The 16,960-nt window shown below is 73.1% G+C and carries 17 protein-coding genes; 6 read left to right on the top strand and 11 right to left on the bottom strand.

Annotated elements, in window-relative coordinates:
• Positions 1–9: 9 nt before the first annotated feature.
• Together ACSMXO_RS07600 and ACSMXO_RS07595 are read right to left on the bottom strand one after the other, a co-directional pair.
• Positions 10–882: an LLM class F420-dependent oxidoreductase gene (locus ACSMXO_RS07600; RefSeq protein ID WP_455417186.1), complete on the bottom strand. Its 873-nt coding sequence runs from the start codon at positions 880–882 to the stop codon at positions 10–12.
• Between the two features lie 246 nt (positions 883–1,128).
• The gene (locus ACSMXO_RS07595; RefSeq protein ID WP_455417185.1) at positions 1,129–1,461 is read right to left on the bottom strand and encodes a putative quinol monooxygenase; all 333 of its coding nucleotides are present in this window, start codon (positions 1,459–1,461) and stop codon (positions 1,129–1,131) included.
• A 205-nt stretch (positions 1,462–1,666) separates the two neighbouring features.
• On the opposite strand from ACSMXO_RS07595, the gene ACSMXO_RS07590 reads away from it, so the two are divergent.
• A complete protein-coding gene (locus ACSMXO_RS07590) occupies positions 1,667–2,884 on the top strand; it encodes a PP2C family protein-serine/threonine phosphatase (RefSeq protein ID WP_455417184.1) in 1,218 nt (405 codons plus the stop codon).
• Positions 2,885–2,967: 83 nt separating this feature from the next.
• Here the strand turns inward: ACSMXO_RS07590 and ACSMXO_RS07585 are convergent, their stop codons facing one another.
• Positions 2,968–4,077, bottom strand: coding sequence for an FUSC family protein (locus tag ACSMXO_RS07585; RefSeq protein WP_455417183.1), 1,110 nt, complete (start codon positions 4,075–4,077; stop codon positions 2,968–2,970).
• A 111-nt stretch (positions 4,078–4,188) separates the two neighbouring features.
• Between ACSMXO_RS07585 and ACSMXO_RS07580 the strand changes: the two genes are divergently transcribed.
• A complete protein-coding gene (locus ACSMXO_RS07580; protein WP_455417182.1) occupies positions 4,189–4,737 on the top strand; it encodes an NUDIX domain-containing protein in 549 nt (182 codons plus the stop codon).
• A 21-nt stretch (positions 4,738–4,758) separates the two neighbouring features.
• On the opposite strand, the gene ACSMXO_RS07575 is transcribed toward ACSMXO_RS07580, so the two are convergent.
• The 5 genes from ACSMXO_RS07575 to ACSMXO_RS07555 form a co-directional block, all read right to left on the bottom strand.
• On the bottom strand, positions 4,759–4,887 hold the full coding sequence (locus tag ACSMXO_RS07575; protein WP_455417181.1) for a hypothetical protein: 129 nt from the start codon (positions 4,885–4,887) through the stop codon (positions 4,759–4,761).
• Between the two features lie 123 nt (positions 4,888–5,010).
• On the bottom strand, positions 5,011–5,349 hold the full coding sequence (locus ACSMXO_RS07570) for a zinc ribbon domain-containing protein (RefSeq protein WP_455417180.1): 339 nt from the start codon (positions 5,347–5,349) through the stop codon (positions 5,011–5,013).
• Between the two features lie 1,033 nt (positions 5,350–6,382).
• The gene (locus tag ACSMXO_RS07565) at positions 6,383–7,228 is read right to left on the bottom strand and encodes a helix-turn-helix domain-containing protein (protein WP_455417179.1); all 846 of its coding nucleotides are present in this window, start codon (positions 7,226–7,228) and stop codon (positions 6,383–6,385) included.
• Positions 7,225–7,746, bottom strand: coding sequence for a DUF6879 family protein (locus ACSMXO_RS07560; protein ID WP_455417178.1), 522 nt, complete (start codon positions 7,744–7,746; stop codon positions 7,225–7,227). Before ACSMXO_RS07560 ends, ACSMXO_RS07565 begins: the two co-directional genes overlap by 4 nt.
• A complete protein-coding gene (locus tag ACSMXO_RS07555; protein WP_455417177.1) occupies positions 7,743–8,099 on the bottom strand; it encodes a hypothetical protein in 357 nt (118 codons plus the stop codon). Before ACSMXO_RS07555 ends, ACSMXO_RS07560 begins: the two co-directional genes overlap by 4 nt.
• Before the next feature lie 401 nt (positions 8,100–8,500).
• On the opposite strand from ACSMXO_RS07555, the gene ACSMXO_RS07550 reads away from it, so the two are divergent.
• From ACSMXO_RS07550 to ACSMXO_RS07535, 4 genes are all read left to right on the top strand, one after another.
• Positions 8,501–9,916, top strand: coding sequence for a hypothetical protein (locus ACSMXO_RS07550; protein WP_346256109.1), 1,416 nt, complete (start codon positions 8,501–8,503; stop codon positions 9,914–9,916).
• 82 nt (positions 9,917–9,998) lie between these two features.
• A complete protein-coding gene (locus ACSMXO_RS07545) occupies positions 9,999–11,327 on the top strand; it encodes an AAA family ATPase (protein WP_455417176.1) in 1,329 nt (442 codons plus the stop codon).
• The gene (locus tag ACSMXO_RS07540; protein WP_455417175.1) at positions 11,324–12,568 is read left to right on the top strand and encodes a vWA domain-containing protein; all 1,245 of its coding nucleotides are present in this window, start codon (positions 11,324–11,326) and stop codon (positions 12,566–12,568) included. Before ACSMXO_RS07545 ends, ACSMXO_RS07540 begins: the two co-directional genes overlap by 4 nt.
• A 99-nt stretch (positions 12,569–12,667) precedes the next feature.
• Positions 12,668–13,912, top strand: coding sequence for a BTAD domain-containing putative transcriptional regulator (locus ACSMXO_RS07535; RefSeq protein WP_455417174.1), 1,245 nt, complete (start codon positions 12,668–12,670; stop codon positions 13,910–13,912).
• 4 nt (positions 13,913–13,916) lie between these two features.
• Here ACSMXO_RS07535 and ACSMXO_RS07530 read toward each other — a convergent pair whose 3' ends face one another.
• Genes ACSMXO_RS07530 through ACSMXO_RS07520 form a run of 3 tightly spaced genes read right to left on the bottom strand, consistent with a single transcriptional unit; the run spans position 13,917 to position 16,910 of the window.
• Positions 13,917–15,845, bottom strand: coding sequence for an ABC transporter ATP-binding protein (locus tag ACSMXO_RS07530; RefSeq protein ID WP_455417173.1), 1,929 nt, complete (start codon positions 15,843–15,845; stop codon positions 13,917–13,919).
• On the bottom strand, positions 15,842–16,384 hold the full coding sequence (locus ACSMXO_RS07525) for a TlpA family protein disulfide reductase (RefSeq protein ID WP_455417172.1): 543 nt from the start codon (positions 16,382–16,384) through the stop codon (positions 15,842–15,844). Before ACSMXO_RS07525 ends, ACSMXO_RS07530 begins: the two co-directional genes overlap by 4 nt.
• A gap of 22 nt (positions 16,385–16,406) precedes the next feature.
• Complete coding sequence (locus ACSMXO_RS07520; RefSeq protein ID WP_346256103.1) at positions 16,407–16,910, bottom strand: MauE/DoxX family redox-associated membrane protein; 504 nt, start codon at positions 16,908–16,910, stop codon at positions 16,407–16,409.
• Between the last annotated feature and the right edge of the window lie 50 nt (positions 16,911–16,960).

Genomic DNA, 16,960 nt, shown 5'->3' with positions numbered 1-16,960 from the left:
CGGCGGGGTTCAGAACTGGCGTACCACCGGGATGACGTCGGCGCCGATCCGTTCCAGTAGGTCCAGCCGGGGCAGTTGCGGCACGGCGCCGATCGCCACGTCGAAGCCGAGGTCGTGCAGCCGGCGCAGCTCGTCGAGGAGCTGGCCGGTCTTCTCGCCGTTCTCCCCGATGTCCATGAACTGGTAGACGGTCTTGGTGATCTCGGCGTAGTCGCGGCCCTCCCGCTCGCAGTGCTCGCGCAGGACGGCCAGTTTGCGCTCCAGTTCCGGGGTGTTGAACAGGTTGCACGCCTGGGCGTACTTGGCGACCAGCCGCAGGGTCTTCTTCTCGCCACCACCGCCGATCATGATCGGCGGATGGGGACGGGTCAGCGGCTGCGGGGAGTTCAGCAGCCGCTCGGCCCGGATGTGCCGGCCAGGGAACGGCCCGTCGTCGTCGGACCACATCTGGAGCAGGTACCGCAGGGTCTCCTCAAGCAGCTCGAAGCGCTCGGCGACCGGCGGGAACGGGAAGCCGAGCCCCCGGGACTCCTCGGAGTTCCAGCCGGCGCCGATGCCGAGCATGGCCCGCCCGCCGGAGAGGACGTCCAGGGTCGTCACGATCTTGGCGAGCAGTCCCGGCGGCCGGTGGTGCACCCCGGTGATCAGGGTCAGCAGGGTGGCCCGCTCGGTGTGCCCGGCGAGGAAGCCCAGCGTGGTGTACGCCTCCAGCATCTCCGCCTCGGGCGGGCCCACGGTCTGGATCTGGAAGAAGTGGTCCATCAGGGCGAGATAGTCGAACCCGACCCGGTCGGCCGTACGGGCCACGGCGGCCAGGTCGGCGCCGAGCCCCGCCGGCCCGTTCGGCCAGGTCAGGTTGGGAATCTGTAGGCCAAGCCGCATGACGTCCGCTCGTCTCCTCTCGACATGCCGCGACGGACATATCCCCCGCAACCCTAACCGCCCGCCAGCCGGGTCGGTTCGGTTCACCGACCGGCCGCGCCGAGAAGTCACGATGGCCGGGGACCAGCTACCACGGCTACCGCCGGGACCTGGTCGAGGAGGAGAGCGGGCCGCGCGGCCGACCGCCGCGCCGGTCGGCCCGGGCCGGGGTGGCGCCGGTCGCGCCGTCCCGGCCGGGTCGGAGGTTCAGCTCCGCTCGGGTACGGTCATCTCGCCGAGGATCGACCAGCCGTCCTGCGGGATCGTGGTGTTGACGATCTTCGGCGTCTCGACGAGGTGCGGCGGCAGGGTTGCCTGCGCCTGCCGGAAGTGCTCCGACTGCACGTGCGCGGCACCCGCGTCACCGTCCCGGAACGCCTCGACCAGGACGTACACGGTCGGGTCGTCGATGCTGCGCGACCACTCGAACCACAGGCAACCGGGTTCGGCACGGGTCGCCCGGGTGAACTCGCCGGCGATCTCGGGCCACCTGTCGGCGTACTCCGGCAGCACTCGGAACTTCGCGGTGATAAAGATCATCTGGATCTCCTCGTACGGCTGGTCGGGCACCCGCGACCGGGGTCGCGCCCGCAGATCCTAGTGCCCCGGTATCCGTACGCCCACTTGCCGCCGATCGCGGCTTTTCTCCGGTTATAGCCGGCGTCTGCCTGCCCCGCGACAGACCCGTGCCGAACCGCCCGTCGACCAGGGTCCCGCCGGACACGGCAGGGGCTAGGCTTTCCCGGTGATCGAGGCGGACGACTCCGGAGCGGACGAACGGCTGCGCCGGATCGAGGCGGTGACCGACTCCACGCTGTCCCGGCTCGACGTGGAGGACCTGCTCGACGAACTGCTCACCCGGGTCTGCGCACTTCTCGGGGTCGACACGGCCTCGATCCTGCTGCTCGACCAGCACGCCCAGCAGCTCGTGGCCACCGCCGCGAAGGGACTGGAGGAAGAGGTCCCGCAGGGTTTCCGGATCGCCCTCGGCCGGGGGCTCGCCGGCCGGGTCGCCCAGGAGAAACGTCCGGTGGTGCTCGACCGGGTCACCCCGGCCGAGGTGGTCAACCCGATCCTGCACGACAAGGGCATCCGGTCGATGCTCGGCGTACCCATGCTCGCCGGCTCCGAACTGGTCGGCGTGCTGCACGTCGGGACCCTCGCCCGGCGTCGGTTCGGCGCCGACGACATCCAGCTGCTGCAACTCGTCGCCGACCGCGCGAGCCTGGCCAGCCAGGCCCGGCTGGGCACCATCGACCGGACCGCCGCGCTCGCCCTGCAACGCAGCCTGCTGCCCACCCGGCTACCGGAGGCGCCCGGCGTCGACATGGCCGCCCGGTATGTGCCCGGCCACCACACCGGGGTCGGCGGCGACTGGTACGACGTCTTCACCCTCCCCTCCGGCTGGCTCGGCATCGTGGTCGGCGACGTATCCGGGCACGGCCTTCCCGCAGCGGTGGTGATGGGACGGCTACGCAGCGCGCTGCGCGCCTACGCCCTGGAGTGCGACGATCCCGCCGACGCGCTGACCCGACTCGACCGTAAGATCCAGCACTTCGAGGCGGGCAAGCTGGCCACGGTGCTCTACGCGCTGGTCAGCCCGGATCGGACTCGCCTGCGCGTCTCGCTCGCCGGACACCTGCCGCCGATGCTGGCCCGGACCGGCCAGCCGACGGACACCATGTCGCTCCCCGTCGACCTGCCGCTCGGCACCGGGCGTCCGAGGCCCCGCCGCAGCATCGCCGTCGACTTCCCGCCGGGCGCCCTGCTGGTCTGCTACACGGACGGGCTCGTCGAACGTCGGGGCGAACTCATCGACATCGGGGTGGAGCGGCTGCGGGCGGCGGTCCGGCCCGGACCGGCCGAGGCGGCCTGCGCGACCGTCATGGCCGCGCTCGGCGTCGAACAGCCCGTCGACGACGTGGCACTGCTGGCGCTGCGCCGCCACCCGCCCGCCGGATAGCCGTTGCGCGCACAGCGGCGGCACCCCGTTCCGTTCACAACGGCGGCAACCGTTCCGTTCACAGCGGCGGCAAGCCGTCCTGTTCACAACGGCGGCAACCCGAGGGCCTCGTCGACCCGGCCCAGCACCGCGACGTCGTCCGCGCCCACACCGCGGAGCAGATCGATCGCGGTCGCCCGGATCTGACCCACGATCATGATGATCGGCAGCGCCGGGTTCCGGGTGAGCAGCCGCCCCGCGGTGCGTACCGCGTCCAGGGCGGCGGCGTCGGTCTGCTCGGCGTACCGGTCGGCCGCCTCGTCCTGCCCGCTCAGGTCGGCGGCGAGCGCCTCGCCGGCACAGCGCATCGCCTCGGCGAGCGACCGCAGCGCCTCGCCCAGCTCCGCCGGGCTGGCCACCGGCAGCCGGGTCAGCGCCACCCCCGCCCGGGCCAGCACCCGCAGGTTGCGTACGGCGTAGTCGACCTGCCGGCTCGACGCGTTGAGCGCGTGTACCCGCCCGATGTGCCGGCGCCGCCGTACGTGCAGCCGCAGCGCCTCCCCGGCGGCCAGTACCGCCGTCTGGAGCCGGTCCACCGCGGCGTCCAGCCCGCGGGCCCGGTCGAGCGCGGCCAGCGCCGCCGGCTCGTCGCGGCGGTCGAGCGCCTCGCTGATCTCGGTGAGCAGCTCCGCCAGCGCGGCGAAGGTCTGGCGCGACTCGGCCAGCAGCGGGGCGAGCGGCTGCCGGGCGCTGGCCAGCTGGCTCGCGGCCAGTGCCACCACCCCGCCGATCAGCGCATCGACGAACCGGAACGGCACCAGCGCGTCGGTCGACGGCGGCACCGTCACCAGATAGAGGGCGGAGACCGTGGCCTGCACCACGGTGACGTTGCTGGCACCGATCGCCGTGGCGAGCCCGACGGTCAGCAGCACGACGGTGAGTACCGTCCAGGTGGTCCGGCCGAGCGCCTGCACCACGAGGTCGGCGACGAGTACCCCGGCGGCGACCCCGAGCACCACCTCCACGGCCCGGCGCATCCGCTGGCCCCGGGCCTGGCCCAGCACGATCAGCGCCGCCGCCGGGGCGAAGAACGGCTGCGGGTGGCCGAGCACCGCCGCCGCGATCGCCCAGGAGACGGTCGCGGCCAGCGTCGCCTCGACCACCGGCAGCCAGCCCTGGCGCAGCCGGTCGGCGACGGGCCGGAGCCAACCCACCGGAGAAACACCTCGTCCCTTGCGATCGTTGCCCGCACGATATCCGCTGCCCGGCCCCTCCGCCGCTGGCGCCCGTCGTCGCCGACCGCCTCGGCCGGTAGCCTGCTCGCCGTGACCGGTGTCCTGCACTCGCACTGCTCGTACTGCGGCACCGCCTATGCGGCGCCTGCCTGGCCCCGGGTCTGCGCCCACTGCGGCCAGACCAGCTGGCGCAACCCGTCCCCGGTGGCACTGGCGATCCTGCCGGTGCTGACCGCCGACGGCATCGGCGTGGTGGTGCAGCGCCGCGACATCGAGCCGGGCCGGGGGCTGCTGGCGCTGCCCGGCGGCTTCATCGACTACGGCGAGGACTGGCGCGACGCGCTGGTCCGGGAACTCCGCGAGGAGACCGGCCTGGTCGCCGACGCCGAGACCGCGAGACTGTACGCGGTGCACAGCGTGCCGGCGGGTGGCACGATCCTGATCTTCGGTGTACTGCCGGCGCGGCCGGCCGAGTCGCTGCCCGCCTCCGCCCCGACCGAGGAGTCCACCGAGTGGCTGGTGCTCACCGAGCCGGCGGAGCTGGCCTTCGCCACCCACACCCAGGTACTGGCCGAGTTCCTGGCCGCCAACCGGCCACCCGGATCGGCCGAGCCGGGTCCTGCCCCGGCTGCCGGCTGACCTGGCCGTTCGTCGGCGGGTTCAGCCGTCGCCCAGCGCGGCCCGGACGATCGCGCCGGCCAGCTCCCGGGTCAGCTCGGGGGTGATCTCGCCTGGCGCGTCGCGAAGGACCTGAGGGAAGATGACGCGCCCGCCGTGGGTGGCCGTCACGACGAGGCGCTCGGTCGTGACGGCCGCCGCTGGCCGCGCGCCCGGGGATCACCGGGGGGAACCTCCGGACGCGCGGGTCTGGGTCCGCCCGCCGTCGCGGCGAGGAACGCTCGCCGACGGGGGTCAGTTGCGCCAGATAAAGGTCAGGTCGTCGGTGTTGGCTCCGACGATAACCCTGGTGAGCAGCATTTCGAGCACCGACTTCTGGTAGGCGGGTTGGATGGCGTTAGTGGCGGCGCGCTGTCGGCAGGCTTCCCACACCTTCAACTCGACGTCTTCCGCGAGCAGCGCGGCGGTGCGGCAGCCCATCGCGCATTTGTAGGTGCGTCGTCTCCGGTCGCCGGCCGCCCGGGTCGCTGTCATCCACACGTTGCAGGGTCCGCACCAGAGTAGTTCGCGGAGCAGGTAGGGATCACTGCTGGCCACCATGCCCGACGGCGGCCGGGGCGGGTCGCCGGTCACCGGCCGGGTCCGCTGTTCGCTGGTGTCGGCGGGTGGAGTGCCTGACCCCTGGTCGCATCCCACCGGCCTTCTCCGGACATCGAGGCCGCAGCGGGCATCGTGTCAATGTCTGCTGTCATGGGTGGCCTCTGCCCTCTTCGCGCGGTCGAGGTCGTCCCAGCCCGATCCTGCGCGGTCTGGACCTGCGGCTCGGGCCGCAGTCGCGGCACGGTATCTGCGGGAGTCACTGTCATCGGGTCAACTCCGGCGGCCCGGATGACGGCGATGGCGTTGGCGCGAGATTGGCAGCCTGGCCAGCCACACCCGCACATTCCGGCCGGGCCGGGCACGTGTCGCAGGTAGACCTGGACGCAGTGGGCGAACATGACGGATCCTGCAAGGGTCAGGAGCGCGCCTGGGCGTGGGCGGGTCACTCGTCGCCTCCGTTCATGCGGCGCCGCTGCCCCCGGCTGACCAGCTCGGCGGCGGCGCTCCAATCGATGACGGTCGGCCCGGCCCAGTTGGGAGTAGGCGGCGGGCCGCCGAGCGGGTTGCTCCGTTGCGCGGTTAGCGCCTGGGTAGTGGCAGCACGAGCCCACTGGACGGCGGCGCACGGCCACGGGTTGCGGCACCAGGCGCAGTGCCCGTATGGACTTCGGGCCAGGGGAAGCCATGCCAGCCGCAACGTGAATCGGGTGCTGTCGGCTCGGTGAATCGCGAGCAAGTAGTCCGCAATCACGCCGCGCTCGGAGGGTTGCAGCTTGATGCACCCGAAGCCGGGCACCGCGTCGCCGGGCGGTGGCGGGAACTCGACGTCGCCGGGTCCTGCGGGCAACGGCCTCGGATCGGGGCTGACGAGCCTGAGCGCCGATCGGCGCCTTTGGGCTGCCCCAGGCTCGTTTCCTACGTCGACCATGAGATGCCCCTAGAGGTGCGATTCTCGGATGAGGTCATGTGCGGCACGGACGGTGATAGGACGATCACCGCGCTGATGCACACCGGCGACAGTAGAAGGCGAGCCGGGTTGGAGGGGAGGATGTTGCACGATGTTGCTTCAACTCGTGGCGTCGAACTCCCGGAGCGCCGTCGTGATCAAGCTGCGGGCGTCGCGTCCGTAGACCGCAGACGACGCGAATCTCTCGAATGCCTTCGCGTAGACCGCGATTTCGCGTGGCTGAGTGAGCTTGATTTCTGCCGATATGGTCTCGACCAGCACAGCGCTGTTGTCGAGGATCCAGAAGTTGTTTATTGGCAGGAACAGGTGGGTAGCGCGCGTCGGAATGATGCCCAGGTGAACGCGCGGCAGCGTCGACGCGGCGAGCAGGCGGTCGAGTTGACCGACCAAGACCTCTGTCGGGGCGACCCCCAGCGTCAGCGCCGACTCGCAGATGACCATGTGAAAGCGGCGGTCGCCTCGGTAGAGAATCTGTTGTCGCTCTAGCCGCGCCTCAACGCCGGCGTCGACGTCGGGAGGGAGTCCGTGGAATTCGACGAAGCTGGAAAGTACGGCTGCGGCGTACTCCGCAGTCTGTAGAAGGCCGGGGACGAACATCGGCTCGAAGACACGAAAGTGCGTCGTCTCGGCCTCGAAGCGAACGCTCTCCTTCTGACGACGCTTGGTGCCGGATCGGAGTTGGCGACGCCACTCGACGATCAGCGTATCGATGGAGCGGACAGCGGCTACCAGGTCGGGTAACTGGTCGGGGGCGTCGCAGAGCCGGCACCAAGTGGTCACGTCGGCTTCGGAAGCGTTGATGACCCCATGCTCCAGCTTGGAAACCTTTGTGTAGTGCCATCCGGCAGCGGCGGCAAGCGCTCTGCCCGTCAGGCCAGCGTCGGCCCGGATGTCCCTGAGCTTGACACCCAGTGCCTCGCGGGCCTGACGGGCGAGCGTGCTCACCGCGAAACGAGGCGGTACTGGGCGTACGGGGTCGCCTGTGGCCAAAGCTGGTCGCGTACAGCACGGTAGGTCGTCAGCAGTTCCGGATCGTCAGCTTCCGCGTAGCCGGCGCCCCGCCCGTCAGGCTGGAAGAGGCTGAGCAGGAGTTTGTCGTCGTCGAACAGCCAGCAGTCCTCGGCGGGCAGGCTTGTCCCGGTTGCAGCCTGCCGAGGGAGGTACCGGATCTCCTCCCCGGCGGTGATGTTCGCCGGGTCCATCTCCAGTGCCCAGCGCATGTAGTCGGACAGCGGCTCTGTCACGATCCTCAGTCGTTGGATCTGCGTGCCGTTGTCCGTGACTCCGTGCACGAAGGACAACCAGCCCTCCCGCCACGCGTAGTCGTCGGGAATGCCCTGGAGCCACTTCGTGAAGGGCTCGTCCTCCTCGACGACGCGATAGGTGTCGCGCAGTTCCAGGTGCCAGGCGCGCGTGGCGAGCTGGAACAGCGACTCGAACTCGGCCCCGGTGATCGACCTCATTCCGTCACCAGGCTCCGCATCTTCGGGGCGGACACCTCGACACAGGTTTCGTGCGCAGGAATGTCCATCTGGGCGAGTGCCGCGCTGTCGACGACCCGAGTGCCCTGGATGATGTAGTTGCCACTCGCGGTGACGCGCACGATCGGTGCCACCACGTGGGTCACTCTCCCGTCGAGACCGTTCTTTGCGAGGTGCCCCATCAGGGTCGGCGGCACTTCAACGACGGTCGTGTCTTGCGTTTCTTCACATGGGAGGAGTTCGGCATCCGCCACCCGCCACCCCTGGACCACGTAGCTGTCGCGGTCGGTCGCATACAGCGTCGGGGACTGTCCGCCTGTCGACTCCTTGCCCAAGAACGTTAGCCGCATCCCTCTGCCTCTCGCCGATAGTTGCACGTTGTTGCCCGGACTCCGATCGTCGACCGGCGAGGGTGCGACGTCAAGCGGGTCGATGTCCCCTGTTAAAGAGCGCGCCGCCGTAGAGCGCGACGAGCGTCGGCACGGCCTCCGGCGGAATCGGCAGGTCGAGGTCGGCATGGTGTCCGGTGGGGAACGCGACCGAGCGCTGGAGCAGTCCGCGTTCCGGCGGTGCAGCAGTGTCCTCAACGACGACCGCCCCTGACCCGCCGCCTCCATCCGGCCGAGCACCGAACCGGCCGCCTGTCTGGCCCGCCGCTGCCGGAGGCGGTATTCTGCTCGGCGATGAACACCTCTCTCCGCAGATTGGGGGTCCAGTCCACGCAAGGTGAGTGCTGATGCACCCATCGACTGTGGACAGAGACTCCCGGCTTTCCTTCTGGCAGCGCGTGCGCGAGTTCGCCGTGCCGCCCTCCATGATCGAGTTGGCTACCGCCCGCCGTGCTCTCGGCGACTGGGCCGGAGCCTGCGCCGCCGCACGCGTCGACGTGGACCTGCGACTGCGTTCGGTGGCACGCAGCTACGGCCGCGAACTGGCGGCCCAGCTCCGGGCCGACCTCTGCCATCTCGCCCCTGACCTGCTGCGCTGGCATCTGCCCCGGGTGGCTCCGGACGGGTTGCTGCGACCGGGCCTGACCATTGCGCTGGCCCGGTACCCCGGGACCGACGCCGGCAGCCCGCACCTGGTGGCCCGGACCGCGCCGGCCTGGGCGGACGCCGGGCAGCGGATCAGCCTCGCGCTGTGGGACCCGGCACGGCCGGCCGAACGGGACGGGCCACATCCGCATCCCCGCCCGGACCGGCGGTTCCGGCTCGACCTGCACCGCCACCTCTGGGACGTACGCCGGGCCGGAGAGCTGCGGGCCCGGTCCGGTGCAGAGTGGCAACCCGGCACCGGCCGGCTCGACGCGGAACGGGACCTGCCGGACGGCTTCGACTGCGCGGTGCCGTGCTGGGCCGCCGAGGCGGAGCTGCTGCTCCGCGCGGAGGGCAGCAGCGGCGGCACCGTCACCGTCCGGCTCGGCTCCCGGCACCGGCTGCTGCTGGACCTGCTGCCGGATCCGGGCGGCGGACCCACCGGATTACGGATCCGGACGGTGCCGGCCCGGAGTCACCCCGCCGGGTTGCCGGTGCTGCCGGACGCCGCGACCTGGGTACTGCCCGACCTGGCGCTGCTCCGGGCCGGGCTGATCCGGCCCGACCAACTACACCCGCTGGTCGCCTCGGCGCTCAGCCCGGACCGTCCGGTCGCCGAGACCCCGGCGGCCCTGCTCGGCGACTCCGCCCCCCGGTACGTCGAGTGCCGCGGCGCCCGGCATCGCATCGGCCTGGTCGGCGGCACACTCGTCGCGCTGGACCACGATCCCGCCGAGATCCGCCGCGAGGAGTTGCTGGCCGCGCTGACCGGCACGCCGCTGCCCTGTCTGCAGGCCATCGACGGGGCACACCGCCAGCCGGAGAACCTCGGCGACATCCGGGCCCGGCTGGACCACGGTGATACCGACGGAGCCGTGGCCGCCGTCGAGCGGCTGCTCGGACCGGACGCGCTGCTCCGCGCCGGCGCGCTGCGGGACGAGCTGGAGGCGGCGGCGCTCCGCCGGGTCTCGCACGGGCTGTACCGGGCCGGGCTGGGCGGATCCGCCCCGCACCCGGCCAGCGGGCTCGGCGGGCGCCCCCGTGACCTGTCCCGGCGGGCCGCCCGACTTCCGCGTACCTCCTCCCGGGCACATCCGCGGCACGCGACCGCCCGCTGACCCGCGCGCCCCGTCCCCTCCCTTCCCGGCCCAGGTGCCGACCGGCCCCTGCCGGCCCGACTCGACCTCAAGGTGATCTCACATGCGTATCTCCGTGCCGTCCGCCCCCTCCTCTGTCGTCGCGCCCGCCTCCCCCGCCCGCTCCGCGTCCCCACCCCCCGCTCCGGCTGCCGCTCCCGGTGTCCCGGCCGAATCGTCCCGGGTGGGCCAGCTCGACGTCGCCGCCGAACTGCTCGCCCTGCTGGGCGACACCGCGACCGAGCCGCGGCCCGACCCGCAACTGGAGGCGCTGACCCTGGCCGTGGCCGCCGACCTGCCGGTGCTGCTCTGGGGAGAGCCGGGAATCGGCAAGACGGCCGTACTGAACCAGCTCGCCTCCGCTCTCGACCTGCCACTGACCACGGTGATCGCCAGCGTGCACGAGCCGTCGGACTTCGCCGGGCTGCCGGTGATCGGTGACGATCCGGCGGTACAGGGTGTGCCGATGGCCCCGCCGGACTGGGCCGTCCGCCTGGTACGGGCCGGCCGGGGTCTGCTCTTCCTGGACGAGCTCTCCACCGCACCGCCGGCCGTGCAGGCCGCGCTGCTCCGGGTGGTGCTGGAACGGCGGGTCGGGGCGCTGCGGCTGCCGCCCGGAGTGCGGATCGTGGCCGCCGCCAACCCACGCTCCTCGGCGGCCGACGGCTGGGAGCTGAGCCCGCCGCTGGCCAACCGCTTCGTACATCTCCAGTGGACGTACGACCACCAGGTCGTGGTCCGGGGGCTGGGCGGGACCTGGTCCACGGCCGTGCTGCCCCGACTCGCCCCGGAGCGGCTGCCCGAGGCGGTGGCGTTCGCCCGGCGCGCGGTGTGCGGGTTCCTGACCGCCCGCCCCGGGCTCGTGCACCGGCTGCCGGACAACGAGGCCCGCCGGGGTGGCCCCTGGCCGTCACCGCGCAGTTGGGACATGACGCTGCGGCTGGTCGCCTTCGCCACCGCGGCCGACACCTCCCGGGAGGTGCTCTCCATGCTGGTCCGGGGCACCGTCGGCGACGGCCCGGGGCTGGAGTTGCTGGCCAGCCTGGACCGGCTGGACCTGCCGGACCCCGAGTCGCTGCTGGCCGACCCGGCCCGGGCGGACCTGCCGGAGCGGGGCGACCTGCGGCAGGCCGTACTCGACGGGGTGGTCGAGGCGGTCCGGAAGCTCCCCGACCGGTCCCGCTGGGACGCGGCCTGGAAACTGCTGGTCCGGGCACTGGAGACCGGCGCCCCGGACCTGGTGGTGGTACCCGCGACCACGCTCGCCGCGCTCCGCCAGCCCGACTGGGACCTGCCGGAATCGATCGACCGGCTCGCCGGGGTGGTCTCGTTGGCCCGGCGGGCGGACCAGGCGGCGACCCGGATCGCCGCCACCGCCGGGGCCGGCCGATGACCCGCCCGACCGGTGCCCTCGACACCGAGAAGCTCTTCACCGCCCGGCTGCACGCGGCCCGGGTCCGGCCCTACCTGGCGACGGCGCTCTTCGCGCTGCACGCCGTGGAGTCGCGGCGGGTGCCGACGATGGCCGTGGACCGGCACTGGCGGTGTTACGTCTCGCCCGCGTTCGTGGACCGGACCCCGGTGGAGGAACTGGCCGGGGTGTGGGTGCACGAGGTCTCCCACCTGCTGCGCGACCACCACGGCCGCGGCGACCGGGTCGCCGTGCGGCGCGGGCTGGTCGGGCCGGGAGAACGGCTGCGGATGAACATCGCGGCGGACTGCGAGATCAACGACGACGTGTACGGGGACGGGCTGGCCCGACCCGACGGCGCCGTCGATCCGGGGCTGCTCGGCCTTTCCCCGGGCGAGTTGATGGAGGACTACCTGCGGCAGTTCCGGCTCGGCCCGCACACCCAGGACTTCGTCTGGCTGGACTGCGGCAGTGGTGCCGACGGGCTGGACCGGGAGTGGGACCTGGGACCCGGCGGCGCGCACGGGCTCACCGCCGAGGAGCGGGACGCCGTCCGGTTCCGGGTCGCGCAGGGCATCGCCGCCCGGCCGGGTACGGCACCGAAGGGCTGGCGGCGGTGGGCGGAGGAGGCGTTCCATCCGCCGCAGCCGTGGCGGGACCTGCTCGGCGCGGCCATCCGCTCGGCGGCCAACGGCCCCGGCGCGGGCGACGACTACACGTACGGCCGGCCGGCGCGGCGCTCCGCCAGCCTGCCCGGGGTGATCCTGCCGAGCCTGCGCCGCAGACCGCCCCGGGTCTCCGTGGTGATCGACACCTCCGGCTCGGTCAGCGACGCCGAACTGGGCAGTGCGCTCCTGGAGGTCGCCGCGATCGGTCGCGCCGTGGGCGGCCGGCGTGACCTGGTCAGCGTGCTGCCGTGTGACGCGGCGGCCGGGACCGTGCACCGGCTGTGCCGGGCCGAGGGGATTCCGCTGCTCGGCGGCGGCGGGACGGACCTGCGGACCGGATTCACGGCGGCGCTGCGGACCCGGCCCGCTCCGGACGTCGTGGTGGTACTCACCGACGGCCAGACCCCGTGGCCGGCCACCCGGCCGGCGTGCCGGACGGTGGTGGGGCTGTTTCCCCGGCCGAGCGCGGCCCGGTCCTGGCGGGAGAACGATCCCGACTACGTCCCGGATGCGCCGCCGGGCTGGGCCCGGGTGGTGGAGATCGGCCCCGGATAGATCGGCTGCCCTTGATATTTCCGGAAGTTTTTCGGTAACTTGACCGCAACAGCATCGACGCTGTCCGGCAAGGGAGTGCAGATCGTCACGGGGGCGAGCATGGCATTCGAGTTCCGGCTTCTGGGTTCGTTCGAGCTTCTCGACGGTCTGCGTCCGGTCCCGCTCACGGCCCACAAACCCCGGGCGCTGCTGGCCATGCTGGTGCTGCACGCCGGGCAGCTCGTGCCGTGGCACCGGATGCTCGACGAGCTGTGGGACGGCAGGCCGCCCCGCTCGGCCATCCCCAACCTGCGCACCTACGCGACCGAACTGCGCCGGTCGGTGTTCCGGAACGGACAGCAGCTCGCGACCGAGCCGGGTGGTTACCGGCTGCACCTCGGATGCGAGGTGGTCGACCTCGTGGAGTTCGACCAGCTCTGCGCGCAGGCGCGCCGCCGGCACGCGGAGGGTGAACTCCTGCTGGCCGAGTCCGCGTACGCGGAGGCGCTGCGGCTGTGGCGCGGCCCGCCGCTGGCCGGTCTGCGTACCGGCCCGGTGCTGGCTGCCGCGGCCACGGTGCTGGAGGAGCGCCGCACCGGGGTCGCGGAGGACTACTTCGAGGTACGGCTGGACCTGCTCCGGGCCGGACACGGTGGTGGGCCGGGGCTCGTCGCCGACCTGCGCCAGCACATCGCGGCCTTTCCGTTGCGGGAGCATCCGCGCCGGCAGCTCATGCTCGCGCTCTACCGGCTCGGCGACGTCGCCGGAGCCCTCGCCTCGTACTCCGGCGCCTGCGCGGAGTTGCGGGAGTCGCTCGGCCTCGACCCGGACCGCGAACTCGCCCGGTTGCACGCGGCGATCCTGCGCCGGGATCCCGGCCTGCTCCGGGCCGGCCTACTCCGTCCCCAGGCCCCGCCGGCCCGTCGACCCGGCCGGGGCAACGGCGACGGCACCGGTCGACCGGTGCAGGTGGCGGTCTGCGGCCCCGGCCCGCGCACCGACGCCGAACTCGCCCAGGCCGGACAGTTGGGGCGGCTGTTGGCCCGGCGCGGTGCGGCGGTGCTCTGCGGCGGGGAGGACGGGCTGGTGGAGGCGGTTGCCGCCGGTGCCCGGGCCGAGCACGGCGTGGTGGTCCCGATGGAGTTCGGGCAGTCCCGCACCGGGTTGCTGGGCTGGTCGGCCGACGCGGTGATCGTGGTCGGCGGCTCCTGGGGCACCCTGTGCGAGGCCGCGGCGGCGGTACGCGGCGGCGTTCCGGTCGTCGCGCTCGGCGGCTGGACGGTGGTGGACTCGGCCGGTCGACCCGTACCCGGCATCCAGGGCGCCGACACCCCGGCCGCGGCCGTCGACCTCGCCGTCGGTTGACCGCTCAGCCGGCTCCGCCACCACGCACCCCGGGCACCGGCTCGTCCACGGTCGACACCGGTACCTGGTAGCCGCTGGCCTGGAGCCGGAAGAGCCGGGCGTACCGGCCGTCGCGGGAGATCAGTGACTCGTGCGAGCCCTGTTCGACGATCCGACCGTCCTCCAGCACCACGATGAGGTCCGCGTCCCGGACGGCGGAGAGCCGGTGCGAGATCAGCAGGCTGGTACGCCCCCGCCGGAGCGTGCGCAGTCGCCGGTGCACCTCGTGCTCGGCCTCGGCGTCCAGCCCGGCCGTCGGCTCGTCCAGGATCAGCAGGTCCCGCTGGTCCCGCAGCAGGGAACGGGCGACCGCCACCCGCTGCCACTGCCCGCCGGAGAGCGCGACACCGGCCCGTGGGTCCGCCGAGTCCGCCTCGTCGAGGAAGATCCGGGACAGCAGGGTGTCGTATCCGGCAGGCAGCGCGGCGAGGGTCTCGTGGCAGCCGGCGAGCCGGGCCGCACCCATCACCGCCGCCCGGTCGTCGAGCCGGCCCAGGTCGCCGACGCCGATGTTCTCCGCCGCCGAGAGGTCGTACCCCATGAAGTCCTGGAACACCACGCCGAGCCGTTCGCGCAGCCCACGCACGTCGTACTCGCGCAGGTCGGTGCCGTCCCAGCGGACGCTGCCCCGGACCGGGTCGTAGAACCGGCACAGCAGCTTGACCAGTGTGCTCTTGCCGGCCCCGTTGAGCCCGACCAGTCCCACCGCGCAGCCGGCCGGGATGACCAGGTCCACTCCGCGCAGCACCCACGGCTGGCCGTCGGCGTACCGGAACCAGACGTCGCGCAGCTCGACGTCGCGTTCCAGCGGCCCCGGACCCACTCCCGGCCGGGCCGGCTCCGGCAGGTCGGGCGGCGCGGCCACCACCGCCCGGTAGTGGTCGAAGAGCAGCAGCGCATGGTGCGTCGCCGCGCCCTGCGCCACCATGCCGCCGAGCGCCGCCTGCACCCCGGCCACCGCGGCCACGAAGAGGGTGACGTCGCCGACGCCGAGCCGGCCGCCGGCCGCGAGCGCGACCGCCCAGGCCAGTCCCCCGGCCGCCACCGCCGCCGCCAGCAGCGCCAGCCCCGCCTGGCCGAGCATCTCGCGGCGGTCCATCGTGTCCTGTTCGCGGTTGACGTGCCGCAGTTCCCGCAGCAAGCGGGTGTTGAAGAAGTCACCGAGTCCGAAGAGCCGGATTTCCTTGGCCGCTTCGAGGCTGGTCAGCAGCCGGGCGTAGAACAGCTCGCGCCGCTGCGCGTGCCCGAGCCGCCAGGCGAGCGCGGCGCGCTGCCGGCTGAGCCGGATCTCCACCCAGGTGGTCGGCGCGGCCGCCACCACGACCACCAGCACCATCGCCGGGGCGACGGCCAGCAGGGAGCCGACGAAGCCGAGCAGGGTCAGGACGCCCTGCGCGACGCCGAGCCCGCCGCTGACGCACTGGGCCGGCCCGAGCCGCCCGGCGCCCTCGGCCAGTTGCAGCCGGTCCCGGAAGCGGGGATTCTCCAACCGGGCCAGCCCGGCGAACCCGTTCACCGCCGTGTAGAGGCGACCGGTCACCAGCAGCCGGAGCGCCCGCCCACTGACGCCGTCGACGTACCCGGCCAGGTGTGGCTGGGCCGCCACCGCCGCGCCGACCACCCCCAGCGCGGCGGCCAGCGCCAGCACGTCGCCGAGCTGCCGGCCGGGCTGGCCGGCCGCCAGCCGGTCCACCACCAGCTTGGTGAGCCAGGCCAGCGCCACCGGCCCGCCGCCGGCCAGGAGCGCGAGCAGCAGTTTGGCCACCGTCGCGGCCGGCGCCGCCCGCCAGGCCAGCCCGAGGGCGTCGACCAGATACCGCCCGGCGGTACCCGCGCCGAGGCGCGTCGCCGTGGGTGCCGCCTGCCACGCCTCCGGGTCGGCGGTCCGGGTCATACCGCCGGCAGTTCGGGCAGCCGGTCGACCGCGGAGCCAGCGGCCTTGACCCGGCCGTCGCCGTCCAGCACGCACATCGCCGGATAGCCCTGGACCGCGAACGCCCGGTGCAGCGGACCCTCCTCGACCTCGACCACCACCCGGGCGACCGGTTCGAGCAGGGCCACCAGTTCCCCGGTGGCCTCGGGTGTGCCGACGGCGACGGCGAGGACCCGCTCCCGGCCGCCCGCCGCCGCGCGCTCGGCGAACCGGGGCGCCTGCTCGCGGCAGGGGGCACAGTCCGGCGAGAAGAACCCGACCAGGGTGCCGCCGGCCAGGTCGTCCGGGCCGAGCGCCTCACCCGTGGTGGTCCGCACCGGCGCGAACGGCCCCGGTTCGGCACCCGCCGCCAGGATGAGGTCGTACTCGGGGCGCCCGGCGCCCATCGCGTCCAGCCGGGCGGTGTGCTCGCGCAGCCGCCGGATGACGCCGTAGGTGAAAATCAGGTTCGCTCCAGCGACGAGTCCGATCAGGACGATCGCCACGACGAGGTAGGGCACGACGGATCTCCCCCTGTGTCGGTCACGCCCACAGCTCGACGAGGTCGTCGAGGTGGACGACGAAGGTCGCCACGATGGCGGCGGCGCCCACCGAGAGCAGCACGCCGGGTCCGCCGACGGGCGGGGCCGCACCGGCCGACAGCGCCGCTAACAGGCCCGTCCCGGCGACCAGGAACAGCAACAGATTGCGTACGACGTGCCGCACGCCGAGCCGCGCCGTGCCGTTGCCGAAGCAGCGGCAGCGTACGTCCAGCCGGCGCCGGACGGCCAGCAGCACCCCTGCGGCCAGTACGGCGAGCAGCCCGGCGGCCAGCCCGAAGCCCCAGGCCGGTGCCACCAGCAGCAACGGCGGCACCAGTGCCTCGACGACGGTGAGCAGCACCGCCACCGCCCCGGTACGGCGTACCAGCGGGGCGAGGGAGCCTGCGAACTCGCGGAACGCGTGCCGGGAACGCAGCCTGCTCGCCGCCGACCAGCCGAAGACCACAGCCAGCAGCACCCCGCAGCCGATTCCCAGGTACGCCACCGCCTGCCACCTCCCTCGGTCCGGTACCGGCTCGGCGGTGCCGGTACGGG

It is taken from the genome of Plantactinospora sp. DSM 117369 (assembly GCF_053764795.1).
Note: the sequence above shows the minus strand (reverse complement) of the source record. Positions and strands in the feature narration are given on the sequence as shown.